Origin of the sequence: Pseudomonas sp. COR18, from assembly GCF_048568395.1 — a bacterium.
Classification (GTDB): domain Bacteria; phylum Pseudomonadota; class Gammaproteobacteria; order Pseudomonadales; family Pseudomonadaceae; genus Aquipseudomonas; species Aquipseudomonas fuscovaginae_B.
This window is the reverse complement of sequence record NZ_CP183808.1, coordinates 5,708,600-5,720,669: the sequence shown is the minus strand read 5'-3', so window position 1 is coordinate 5,720,669 and position 12,070 is coordinate 5,708,600. Positions and strand designations below refer to the sequence as shown.

The window sequence follows — 12,070 nt, the reverse complement described above, 5'->3', positions numbered from 1 at the left end:
GCCAGGCAGAAAGGCCCCGCCACCCAGGCCGACGAGCAGGCCCTCTATGACGTGACACCCAGCTTCGTCGAGCTGCTGCCGTGGGTGGAATACCTGCCCGAATCGCAGTGCCTGCTGCTGGAGGACGGCGAGTCGGTCGCGGCGTTCTTCGAACTGACCTCCATCGGCACCGAGGGCCGCGAGGCCAGTTGGCTGCGCACCGTGCGTGACGCCCTGGAAAACGCCTTGCAGGATAGTTTCGACGAACTGGAGGAACAGCCCTGGGTGCTGCAGCTCTATGCCCAGGACGAACCCGACTGGAGCGGTTATCTGCGCACGCTCGACGCCTACATCCAGCCGCGTGCCCGCGGTTCGGCATTCAGCGAGTGCTACCTGCGGATGTTCGGCCAGCACCTGGAGGCGCTGTCTCAGTCCGGAGGTCTGTTCGAAGACACGACGGTCACCCAACTCCCGTGGCGCGGTCAATGCCGCAAGATCCGCCTGGTGGTGTACCGGCGCAGCAAGGGTACGCCGCTGCAACGCGGCCAAGGCAGCGAGCAGGCTCTCAACAGCCTCTGCGAACGCCTGGTCGGCGGCCTGGGCAATGCCGGCGTGAAGGCCCGTCGCCTTGATGGCGTGCAGATTCACCGCTGGCTGCTGCACTGGTTCAATCCACAGCCGAATCTGCTGGGCGACTCACCGCAAGACCGCCAGCGCTTCTATCAACAGGCCGACTATCCGCCGGACGCCACCGAGGACGAGCTGGCGCTGGCCAGCGGCAGCGATTTCGCCCAGCGTCTGTTCTTCGAACAGCCCCGCTCGGACGTGGAACACGGCCTGTGGTATTTCGATCGGATGCCTCATCGCGTGATCGTGCTCGACCGCCTGCGCATACCGCCGATAACCGGCCACCTGACCGGGGAAACCCCCAAGGGCGGCGATGCCATCAATGCCCTTTTCGACCAGATGCCCGAGGACACCGTGCTCTGCATCACCCTGGTGATCACCCCGCAGGACACCCTGGAAAACCACCTCAATCACCTGGCCAAAAAATCCGTGGGCGACACCCTCGCCTCCGAACAGACCCGGGACGATGTGCAACTGGCCCGCTCGCACCTGGGCAGCGCCCACAAGCTCTATCGCGGCGCCGTGGCCTTCTACCTGCGCGGCCAGCATGTCGAGGAGCTCGACCGACGTACCCTGCAATTGAACAACGTGATGCTCAACGCCGGGCTGCAACCGGTGCGCGACGAACACGAAGTCGCCCCGCTCAACAGCTACCTGCGCTGGCTGCCCTGCGTATTCAACCCCGGCATGCGTCACAGCGAGTGGTACACCCAACTGATGTTCGTGCAGCACGTCGCCAACCTGGCGCCGGTCTGGGGACGCAGCGAAGGTACCGGGCACCCGGGGTTCACCTTCTTCAACCGCGGCGGCGGGCCCTTGACCTTCGATCCGCTCAACCGGCTCGACCGGCAGATGAACGCCCACCTGTTCCTGTTCGGCCCGACCGGTGCCGGCAAGTCGGCCACCCTCAACAACCTGCTCAACCAGGTGGTCGCCATCTACCGGCCACGGTTGTTCATCGCCGAGGCCGGCAACAGCTTCGGGCTGTTCGCCGACTTCGCCCGGCGCCTGGGGCTGAAGGTACATCGGGTCAAGCTCGCTCCCGGCTCCGGCGTCAGCCTGGCGCCCTTCGCCGACGCCCACCGTCTGATGAACACCTCAAGCCAGGCAGTGCTGGCCGAGGCTGACGAGCTCGAAGACGACGAGAGCAGCGACGACGAACGCGACGTGCTGGGCGAACTCGAGATCACTGCGCGCCTGATGATCACCGGCGGCGAGGAAAAGGAAGAACAGCGCCTGACTCGCGCCGACCGCAGCCTGATTCGCCAGAGCATTCTCAACGCTGCCCAGGTCTGCACCGCCCGGGGCAAGACCGTGCTGACCCAGGACGTCCGCGATGCCCTGCGGCACATGGGCCAGGACAGCGACCTGCCGGAGCCACGTCGCCTGCGCCTGCAGGAGATGGCCGATGCCATGGACATGTTCTGCCAGGGCGCCGACGGCGATCTGTTCAACCGCGACGGCTCGCCCTGGCCGGAAGCCGACATCACCCTGGTGGACCTCGCGACCTACGCCCGCGAAGGCTACAACGCGCAGTTGTCGATCGCCTACATCTCGCTGATCAACACGGTGAACAACATCGCCGAACGCGACCAGATGCTCGGCCGGCCGATCATCAACGTCACCGACGAGGGGCACATCATCACCAAGAATCCGCTGCTGTCGCCCTACGTGGTAAAGATCACCAAGATGTGGCGCAAGCTGGGTGCCTGGTTCTGGCTCGCCACCCAGAACGTCGACGACCTGCCCAAGGCCGCCGAGCCGATGCTGAACATGATCGAGTGGTGGATCTGCCTGAATATGCCGCCGGACGAGGTCAACAAGATCGCCCGCTTCCGCGCGCTCACCGATGCGCAGAAAACCCTGATGCTGTCGGCCCGCAAGGAGTCCGGGAAGTTCACCGAAGGGGTGATCCTCTCCAAGTCGATGGAGGTGCTGTTTCGTGCGGTGCCACCGAGCCTCTACCTGACCATGGCGATGACGGAACCGGAGGAAAAGGCCGAGCGTCACGAACTGATGAATGCCCAAGGCATCAGCGAGCTGGAAGCGGCCATGGTCGTTGCGCAGCGGATGGACCGGGCGCGCGGTATCGCCAGCGGCGCGGCCTGCACCGACCACGGCGGCGAACAGGGAGAGCGGCGGTGAGCAAAAGCCGCCCGGCGCAGAGCAGTTTTCCGGCTGTCAGCGACGGGCGTTTTGCCGAGGATTGAGGTTTCTGTCACCTGGATCCTTGTCATGAATATTCATCCTCTGCTGCGACTGTGCAGCCCTGCCGTGCTGTTCGCCTGCCTCTCCCCTTGCCTGGCCGAGACCTGGGTCATCACCGACTCGGCGCACCCGGTTGATGTGTCGGCGGATACGCGCCTGATTCATCTTGATCGCCTCGATCAGCTGGAGGTGGCGCTTTTCGAAAATCTTCCTCCCGATCCGGCACAAGCCCAGGCGGCCTTCGGGGAAATCATGAGCGCCGAGGTCTCCGCCAACATCAGCCGCGCCCATCAGGACATCGTCGATGCCTGGAGCCTCGGGATCAGCAGGATTCCGGCCGTCGTCGTCGACCGTCAGTATGTCGTGTATGGCGATCCGAACCTGGAGCGTGCCCTGGACAGGATCGGGCGATTCAGGAGCGCTACCCGATAAAAAGACTACCCAGCCGGGATGGGCTGGGTAGCTGAGGGACATCGCGGGACTCAATCGCCGGTCGTCAGCCCGGGCGCCTGATAGCCGTTGGCCTTGGGCGCAGGCGCGAGCCACGGGAACTGTTCGACCACATCGCCAGCTTCTTCAATGACCCGGTCACGGACGAGAGGCGGAGCAAAATCCGCCCGCCGTGTGCCATCCAGCACATCCATGGGCAACTCGCCGAACAGCTTCCTGGCCTGCCGGGCCTGGTCGTTGTCATACGCGAAATCGACCCGGGTCGCCCCGGAATGGCGGTACCTGCGGGGAAACCCGAACAGGCCGCGCAACAGGCGACCACCGGCATGGATCCGGCTCTCCATCTCCCGTCGATCGATCAGCGCAACGTGGTAGGCGTGCAGCAGGCGGCGCACGATATTGTCGTAGGTGATCAGCAGATACATCGCCAGGTAACCGAACTGGGTGGTGATGACGATCGGCAACCTGACGGGCCGGATACTGAAGTTTTCCTCCACGCTGATCGCGTCCGGAAAGGCCCTCATGAGCAGTTCCAGATTGTCCTGGATCAGCGCCAGTTCGGCCTTGCAGCGTTGCAGTTTCTCCTGGATGCGCAACATCCAGAGGTCGGCATACGGATCGCCCTGCTCGGCGCCACGCGTCACGTTCCTGATTGCGCCGAGAAAGCCGCCAAAACCGATGATCGCGGTCTTATCCTCGCTGGCGGCCCTGCCTTGCCAGATCTGCACGGCATGAAAGGTGTGCAAGGTCAGCTCCATGGCACTGCGCAACGGGCCGAGTCTGCTTTCGATGGGATAGAACATTGCTTGCTCCTGGCTGGGGTATCGGGACCCCAGTGTCATCAGGAACAAAACCGCCAGCAGCCGGAAAACAGAACCGCAAGCGTGCGGTTTTCAGCCGTCGGCGGTGCGACTTTCCTGCAAGCCCTGCGCCGCCCGATCGACCGCCATCGCCAGCAAGCCGGCTCCCCCAGCGGTGGCGCCGTTACTTGTCCGGGTTCCAGATCAGCGCCTGCGCAACGATCACATGCTCACCGTTGAAGGTGGCCGCGGGCGAACCGTGAAGCTGGTAACCCAATGCCAATGCCTCCGACACGCGATGGCAAAACTTGGCGTCATCCTTGCCAGTCAGCAGCCGATAGCGTGGAAGACCTTCTGGAGGGGATTTCTGCATGGGAGCACCTGCTTTAATCGATAAGGAGCCTCATCCTGTACCGAGGCCGTGAAGCAGCAGATTATCACGACGAACCCGCATGGAAACCCGGCCAACAGGTTGAAAAACAGGCGAACGTGCAGGCGGTCCATCCCTCATCTCGCAAAAAATAACTTGTACATTGAACTTTTTCTGTACAAGAAAAGTCCGATCGATGATGCCAATTAGTCATCATTAAGCCATCACTTCGCCCCTCTCATGGCAAGCGTTGGTGAAGCATTCAGTCAACGGTTCGGGAGCAGCCTTCCTATGTTTTCCAATCTGAGCATTTCACAAAAGCTCTACGCCGGTTTCGGCCTGGTCCTGCTGATCATCGTAATATTGGTGCTTTCGGCCCTGCGTGGCTTCGATCAGGTCAGCAGCAGCGTCAAAAGCAACATCCACAGCTACGAAGTCCTGAACCAGTCAGGGGCCGTGCTGCGCAGTCTGATCAATATCGAGACCGGCATGCGTGGCTACGCGCTGACCGGCCGGGACAGCTTTCTGGAGCCCCTGCGACAGGGCGAAAAAGCCTTCGATGATTATTACGGCCAGCTCAAGAGTGCCACCGCCGACAACCCTCAGCAGCAGGCACGCCTGGAGCAGTTGCGCACCCTGTACCAACAATGGATGAACGATGACGTCCAGGCCAACATCGCCCTGCGCAAGGAGATCAATGCGGGTCGACAAGCGATCGGCGTCATCAGCGACCAGATCGCGGCCGGCCACGACAAGGCCAAGATGGACGCCATGCGCCAGCTCGTCACTCAGTTGCGCGATACCGAAAAAGCCCTGCAGGACTCCCGCGCCAACGCCATGTACGACGCCAAGTCCGCCGCCTTGACCATTCTCATCGGCGGCGGCTTGGCAGCGGCCGTGCTGGCGATGCTCATTGCCTGGTCGCTCTCCAGCACCCTGGTCGGGCGCATCCGCCAGGCGGTGGATGTGGCCAGAACCATCGCCGACGGACACCTCGACAGCCGCATCACCAGCGACGGGCGTGATGAGGTCGGTATCCTGCTGCAGGCCTTCGCCACCATGCAGGAGCGCCTGCGCGTCATGATCGGTGAAATCAAACGGGGTGCCGAACAGCTGGTGAGCGCCTCAGAGAGTATTTCCAGCGCCTCGTTGCAACTTTCGGCCTCAACCCACGAGCAGTCACAGTCGGCCTCCTCCATGGCCGCCACGGTGGAGGAACTGACGGTCAGCATCAACCATGTGGCCGACAACGCGGGCGATGCACACAGGCTCTCCAGCGAGTCGGGACGCCAGTCCAGCGAGGGCGGCACTGTCATCCAGGAGACCCTGGCCAGCATGCGCCTGATTGCCGAGACCGTGCAGGCCTCGGCCACGCAGATCGCCGAGCTGGACCAGCATGCCGAGCATATCTCCAGCATTGTCAGTGTCATCAAGGGCATTGCCGAACAGACCAACCTGCTGGCACTCAATGCGGCCATCGAGGCGGCCCGCGCCGGCGAGCAGGGCCGTGGCTTCGCCGTGGTGGCCGATGAGGTCAGGCTGCTGGCACAACGCACCGCCAACTCGACCCAGGAAATCACCGAGATGGTGGAAAAAATCCAGCTCGGGACCCGGGACGCGGTCGGCAGCATGGATATCGGCGTGAACCAGGTCAAAGGCGGTGTCGAACAGGCTCAACAGGCGGGTGAAGCCATCGTCAACATTCGCCAGTCGTCGAGCGATGTGGTGCGTGTGGTGGACCAGATTTCCCTGGCCCTGCGCGAACAGACCGCTGCCAGCCAGGATGTGGCACGCAACGTCGAGCGCATCGCCCAGATGTCTCAGCAGAACAGCCAGGCTGTCGAGCAGACCAGCGAAACCGCCCGAGCCCTGCAGCAACTGGCGCATAACCTGGAAAAGCAGGTGAACGTGTTCGTGCTCTGAGGGCACGCCGGGCGACAGCACAGGGAAGTGCGCCTTGTCAGTCGGCTGCTCGACCGGGCCCGTGGGAGGTCGAGCAGCCTTCAGGAAGGTCGGGGACAGACGAGGATGGTTGCGTCCCGCCCCCTTCCGCCCAATCAGCCCCAGCTCCTCGCCTTGACGCTCAACACCAGCAGATCCGGGGTATTGCCCCCGACAGCCGCATGGTCAGAGAGGGATCCCAGAACCTCCCCGCAAAGGGTCGACCCCATGGCAAGCTCGGCATCGAAACCGCCGAAACAGGGCGCATCCTTCATGTACCGAAACTCGCCCCGACGAAGCACCACCCGGTAAATATCCCGGTCTTCGGTTTCTTCAAGAAAAACCGGTGCCGCGCTCTGCAGGATGTCATAGGTGACGGCACCGGTGCCGCAACCTGCGATAAGCCGGGTGATCAGAGAAATCATCATCTTGCGCGTCCTTGTAAGACCCTTGCTGCCCTTCAGCTATAGCGGGCAGCGGGCCGAACTTCCATCATTCTTTCTGACTAGTCGTTATGGTCAGTCGTGATCCGCCCCCGGTAGGCGACGAACCCAGTCGTGACTCAAATGGCCCCGTACTGCCTGTTTGCAGGCTTCAGCTCGCCGCAGAAACAGCGGGCGATCCCTGTCAGAAACCATTAATTGGCTTGCAAGCCTTCAGCCCCAACCTGGCGCATGCGCTCCCAGCGCCATGCCTTGCCGAGCCGATCCCCCAGGAATTCCACCAATGCCCGCACACGCGGCGCCAGGTGGCGTCCCGTCGGGTAGATCGCATTCAACGGTGCCGCCGCAATGGCAAACGTCGGCATCACCCTGTTCAGCCGGCCGTCGAGGATTTCGTCGCCCACGTCCCAGATCGACTTGCGCGCAATACCGGCCCCTTCGAGCGCCAGCGCATGGGCCGCGCTGCCGTCATTGGTGACGAACGTCCCGGTGACCTGCACCGACAAAGGCTCCTCGCCATCGAAGGTCCACACCGCTCGAGGGCGGCTGCCGATCAGGATGCATTGGTGATGAACCAGCTCATTGGGATGAGTGGGCGCACCGAACTGCCTCAGGTAGTCCGGCGATGCGCACAACACCCGGAAATTCGGCGCCAACGGGCGGGCGATCAGGGATGAATCGGCCAGGTTGCCGAAACGGATGGCCAGGTCGATGTTGGCATCGAGCAGATCGACGACAACGTCGGAAAGCTCCAATTGCACGCGCAGCTTGGGATGCCTCTTCTGGAAAGCGGCAATCGCGGGGGCGATCCACTGCCGTCCAAACTCGACGGGAGCGCTCAGACGGACCGTGCCATCAATCGCCTGGGATCGCCCCGAGATGACCGCCTCCGCCTGTTCGATGGCCGCCAGTATCCGAACGGCTTCGGCATGAAACAGCTCCCCCTCCTCTGTCAGTACCTGCTTTCGCGTGGTGCGCTGGAGCAGACGGATCCCCAGCTCCCGCTCCAGTTGCGTGAGGCGCTTGCTAACCATCGCCAGCGACAGGTCCATCTCTCGCGCAGCAGCCGACAGGCTGCCTGCGGCGACGACGCGCACGAAGGTGCGCAGGCTGGGCAGGTTGTCGATCATCCGTCAACTCTTGAAATATTGGAAAGGATCCATTCAAAGAATACCGGTATTTGTCGACGATTTGTTGAGTAACCATGGTGACAGGCCGCACACCAGCGCCGCAGCCCCCACTTCCCGAATCCAGGAGACCACCATGTCCTTCAACTCTCACCGACGGCTTCGTGCAGCCGCCCTGATCCCAGCCCTCATCCTGGGGGCCGTGGTCACACCGGTATTGGCCCAATCCGGCGAACTCGTCCAACCCGCGACCCTGGTCGTCGATGGCAGCCTGCCGAAGAAGACGCTCGAAGCACAAACCCTCGCGGCCAGCCGCTACGGCACATTCTGGAACACCGGTGAGGAAGCCATGGCGCGCCAGGCCCTGGCACCGACGTTCTCCGACAAGACCCTGCCTGGCGGCCGTGCCCAGGGCATCGAAGGCGTGCTGGCCGCGTCGAAGGCCTTCCGCTCCGCCGTGCCGGACCTGCGTTGCGAAATCCGCCAGATGATCGTGGCCGGCGACCGGGTAGTCACGCACTTGCACTTCACGGGCCATTTCACCGGCACCTTCATGGGCAAGCCGGGACAAGGCCAGAACATCGACTTCATCGCGACCGACATCTATCGGGTCGCCGACGGACGCATCGCCGAAAACTGGCACCTGGAAGACAACCTGACGTTCCTTCAACAAGCCGGCCTGGTGGCCAGATAACGGAGATCCCCCATGGCCTCGACAGAACAATCCCTTAAGGCGCCGGATAACGGCCGGCGTCGTTTCCTCAAGCAGACCGGCGTGCTGGCCGGCGGCATCGCCACCGCGTCCATGCTCCCCGGCGCCAAGGCCGGTCCACAGAAAACAATGGCCACCCAGCCACATGACGCCAATGGCAGATTCTGGCCAGGCGACACCCGCCTGGTGGTTTCCATTTCGATGCAGTTCGAGGCAGGAGGCCAGCCCCCCAAAGGCACCGACAGCCCGTTCCCCAAGGTGGAGTTCCCGGCCAACGTGCCTTCGGATGCCGCGACCAACACCTGGTTCGCCTATGGCTATCGGGAGGGAGTTCCGCGCCTGCTCGACCTTTGGGATCGCCACGGCGTAAAAGTGACCTCCCACATGATCGGCGAGGCCGCGCGCCGCCACCCGGAGCTGGCCCGGGAAATCGTTGCCAGGGGCCACGAAGCCGCAGGCCATGGCCCGCGCTGGAGCTCGCAGTACGCGATGAGCCGCGAGGAGGAGCGCCGGTTCATCGCCGAGGGCACTCGCATGGTCGAGGAAGTGACCGGCCAGCGCCCCGTGGGCTACAACTGCAACTGGCTGCGGCGCGGCCCCAATACCCTCTCGTTGCTGCAGGAACAGGGCTACCTCTACCACATCGACGACCTCAGTCGCGACGAACCGTTTATCGAGCAGGTCAACGGCAAGGACTTCATCGTCGTCCCCTACACCCTGCGCAACAACGACATCCTGCTGATCGAGGGACGCAACTACTCGCCGGACGGATTTCTGGCGCAGATCAAGCGGGACTTCGATGTGCTGTATGAGGAAGCGCGATCGCGCCGCCGCATGATGTCCATCAGCGCCCACGATCGCATCAGCGGTTCCCCGCAGATGGTGAGCGTGTGGGACGAATTCATCACCTATGCCAAGAGCAGGGCCGGCGTCGCCTTCATGCGCAAGGACGAGATCGCCCGGTTCGTGGCCAGCAGTCCGCTGACCGTGCGCGAGAAGGAAACCCTCTGAGCTGCTGCCTGAAAACGGCGGCGAAGGCGATCGGAAAGAAGGTCGGTGCCAGTGTGAAACCTTCCCGAAGGAGGGTGGTCGTAAGTTGATAGCATTTAAATATCAATTAGCCACTGCCCAGGGTCATCGTCGCCCTCCAGGAGCGCCTGATGCCCCCTACTTTCGACGCCGAACAGCAACGCCTGGCGGCCGTGCACGCCCTGCAATGGCTGGAAACCGCCAACAACGAGAACTTCGACCGCATCTGTCGGCTGGCAGCCGCCTATTTCAAGGTACCGACGGCGCTGATCTCGCTGGTCGAAAAGGACCGCCAGTGGTTTGCCGGCCGTGTCGGTTTCGATGCGCCTCAGACGCCCATCGAACAATCGTTCTGCCGCCATCACCTGGACCGCCCGGGGGTGTTGCACGTGCCCGACGCACGGCAGGACGCGCGCTTCGGCCACAACCCCCTGGTCACGGCCACCGATGGCATCTGCTTCTATGCCGGCGCACCGCTGCGCGACCGCAACGGGCAGGCCCTGGGCCGTCTGTGCATCATCGACAAGGCCCCGCATCCGTTGGAACCCCACGAGCTGACGGCACTGGAAGACTTCGCCGAAATGGTCATGGTGCAGATCGAGCAGAGCCAATCGCTGCGCTACCGCGACCCCGTCAGCCGGCTGCCCAACCTGCTGCAGTTCATGCTCGACACCCAGGGCCTGGTGGACGCCGATGCCACGGCGCGCCTGCTGATGGTCATGCGGCTTCAGGACAGCTACGGCGACGACCGCCTGGTCCTGGAGGAGCGGGTCAGTAGCGGCCAATCGCAACGCCGCGAAACCGCCCAGCGCCTGCGTGAGCGCCTGGAGGGCGTGGCCGAGCTCTATCACATCAGCGAACGGGACTTCTGCGTGTTGCTCAACTGCCGCGCCCCTCGCCAGCAGGAATTGTTTCGTGCCCTGGTGGCACTGATCAGCGAGCCATTCGCGCCCCGGGCCATGAGCATCGGTGTCGCCACCTGCGAACTCGGCAACCAGCCAGCGGCCGACCTGTTGCGCAAGGCCACCCATGCGGTCGAACTGGCGATTTCGCGCCATGGTCCCTGGGCGGTTTACGACGAAACCCAGGATCGTGCGCAACGCCGGGCGTTCACCCTGCTCAATGACTTTCCCACGGCACTGGACAATGGCGAGCTGTACCTGGAATACCAACCGCGCTTCAGCCTGCACGATGGCCGCCTGCTCAGCGCCGAAGCCTTGATCCGTTGGCAGCACCCACGCCTGGGGATGATCTCGCCCGCCGAGTTCATCCCCCTGATCGAAGGCGCCGGACAGATCAGCCGCGTGACCTGCTGGGTGATCGACCGCGCCCTGAGCGAACTGGCGGCCTGGAACGACGACGAGGTTCGTCTGGCCATCAACCTCTCGGCCCAGGACTTCAAGGACCTGGACATCGCGCGCACCCTGAGCCGCACCTGCCAGCATTACCATATCGCGCCGCCACGGCTGGAGGTGGAGATCACCGAAGGCGAATGGATCAGGGCCGACCCGCAGGTCATCACCCAGTTGGCGGCCGTGCGCCAACTGGGCGTGGACGTGGCCATCGATGACTTCGGTACCGGCTACAGCAACTTTGCCTATCTGCATGAAATACCCGCCAATGTGCTGAAGCTGGACAAGTCGCTGGTGACCGACCTCGAGCACTGCCCACGCAACCGGATCATCGCCCGTTCAGTGTTCCAGCTGGCCCATGAGCTGGGCTACCGCACCGTGGCCGAAGGTATCGAAACCTTCCGCTGCCTGAACCTGGTGCGCGAATACGGTTGCCATGAAGCCCAGGGGTATTTCCTCAGCCGGCCCGTGCCTCTGGCGCACTTCACCCGCCCCTCCGATGACATTGCCCTGGGTTTCAACCCCAGCCTGCCGGCAGGCGGCGACAGGCCGGCGGCGGTCGCCCTCGGCCTCTGAACGGGCCGAGCTGGAGCTCGAAGGTCTAGGCCTGCGCCTTGTTGACAGGCTCTACAACCTGATGAGTTTCACCATCGATAGTTTGTGGCTGAGCCAACGGCCGAGCTGTCGCTTCATCGGAAGTTCTTTCATCGTCGCTCATGGCCTTGCGAAAACTCTTGATGGATTCCCCCACATCAGCACCCGCATTTTTCAGCTTTTTAGTTCCGAAAATGAGTACTGCAACGAGCAGTATTACCATCCAGTGCTTCCAGTCGAAAATGCCCATTCAGAACGCCTCATCTGTATTTCAAGCCTTGTGGACTCTCGCCCTGACCCAAGACTACGTATGACTGCATCAAGCGCAAACGACGTATTTCCCTCGTTTCGGGCCATGTTGCGACTGGCTCCTTTGTGCACTCTGATGGAAATACTGCCGGGCCGGCCAGGCGCAAGTTGAATAATCCGCACACTGCG

At 62.9% G+C, this 12,070-nt stretch carries 10 protein-coding genes and 2 pseudogenes; 7 read left to right on the top strand and 5 right to left on the bottom strand.

The features are described 5' to 3' along the window. Nucleotides 1–15: 15 nt before the first annotated feature. Both ACM62G_RS26270 and ACM62G_RS26265 read left to right on the top strand, forming a co-directional pair. Nucleotides 16–2,751 (top strand): annotated as a pseudogene (locus ACM62G_RS26270) (conjugative transfer ATPase); the annotation flags it as partial. 90 nt (nt 2,752–2,841) lie between these two features. Continuing rightward, nucleotides 2,842–3,246 (top strand): TIGR03757 family integrating conjugative element protein, encoded by a 405-nt coding sequence (locus ACM62G_RS26265; protein WP_419735947.1) that lies wholly within the window; start codon nt 2,842–2,844, stop codon nt 3,244–3,246. A 50-nt stretch (nt 3,247–3,296) separates the two neighbouring features. Here ACM62G_RS26265 and ACM62G_RS26260 read toward each other — a convergent pair whose 3' ends face one another. Both ACM62G_RS26260 and ACM62G_RS26255 read right to left on the bottom strand, forming a co-directional pair. Continuing rightward, nucleotides 3,297–4,067 (bottom strand): PFL_4669 family integrating conjugative element protein, encoded by a 771-nt coding sequence (locus ACM62G_RS26260; RefSeq protein WP_419735946.1) that lies wholly within the window; start codon nt 4,065–4,067, stop codon nt 3,297–3,299. A gap of 181 nt (nt 4,068–4,248) precedes the next feature. Beyond that, a complete protein-coding gene (locus tag ACM62G_RS26255; protein ID WP_054058755.1) occupies nt 4,249–4,437 on the bottom strand; it encodes a DUF1737 domain-containing protein in 189 nt (62 codons plus the stop codon). Between the two features lie 237 nt (nt 4,438–4,674). Here ACM62G_RS26255 and ACM62G_RS26250 point away from each other — a divergent pair. Both ACM62G_RS26250 and ACM62G_RS26245 read left to right on the top strand, forming a co-directional pair. After that, nucleotides 4,675–5,499, top strand: a pseudogene (locus ACM62G_RS26250) (CHASE3 domain-containing protein); the annotation flags it as partial. After that, the gene (locus tag ACM62G_RS26245; protein WP_419737564.1) at nt 5,494–6,357 is read left to right on the top strand and encodes a methyl-accepting chemotaxis protein; all 864 of its coding nucleotides are present in this window, start codon (nt 5,494–5,496) and stop codon (nt 6,355–6,357) included. The pseudogene ACM62G_RS26250 and the gene ACM62G_RS26245, both read left to right, overlap by 6 nt. A 134-nt stretch (nt 6,358–6,491) precedes the next feature. Here the strand turns inward: ACM62G_RS26245 and ACM62G_RS26240 are convergent, their stop codons facing one another. Then, nucleotides 6,492–6,803 (bottom strand): hypothetical protein, encoded by a 312-nt coding sequence (locus ACM62G_RS26240; protein ID WP_054058740.1) that lies wholly within the window; start codon nt 6,801–6,803, stop codon nt 6,492–6,494. A gap of 209 nt (nt 6,804–7,012) precedes the next feature. Then, nucleotides 7,013–7,948: a LysR family transcriptional regulator gene (locus ACM62G_RS26235; protein WP_419735945.1), complete on the bottom strand. Its 936-nt coding sequence runs from the start codon at nt 7,946–7,948 to the stop codon at nt 7,013–7,015. Nucleotides 7,949–8,081: 133 nt separating this feature from the next. On the opposite strand from ACM62G_RS26235, the gene ACM62G_RS26230 reads away from it, so the two are divergent. From ACM62G_RS26230 to ACM62G_RS26220, 3 genes are all read left to right on the top strand, one after another. After that, nucleotides 8,082–8,639, top strand: coding sequence for an ester cyclase (locus tag ACM62G_RS26230; protein WP_081009869.1), 558 nt, complete (start codon nt 8,082–8,084; stop codon nt 8,637–8,639). Nucleotides 8,640–8,651: 12 nt separating this feature from the next. Beyond that, entirely contained in the window at nt 8,652–9,668 is a 1,017-nt protein-coding gene (locus ACM62G_RS26225) for a polysaccharide deacetylase family protein (protein WP_419735944.1), read from the top strand. A 149-nt stretch (nt 9,669–9,817) separates the two neighbouring features. Further along, nucleotides 9,818–11,614 carry an EAL domain-containing protein gene (locus ACM62G_RS26220; RefSeq protein WP_419735943.1) on the top strand — a complete coding sequence of 599 codons (1,797 nt, stop codon included), beginning with the start codon at nt 9,818–9,820 and terminating at the stop codon, nt 11,612–11,614. Between the two features lie 25 nt (nt 11,615–11,639). Here the strand turns inward: ACM62G_RS26220 and tatA are convergent, their stop codons facing one another. Beyond that, nucleotides 11,640–11,882, bottom strand: a complete 243-nt coding sequence (tatA, locus tag ACM62G_RS26215) for a twin-arginine translocase TatA/TatE family subunit (RefSeq protein WP_054058744.1) — start codon at nt 11,880–11,882, stop codon at nt 11,640–11,642. Nucleotides 11,883–12,070 lie beyond the last annotated feature (188 nt).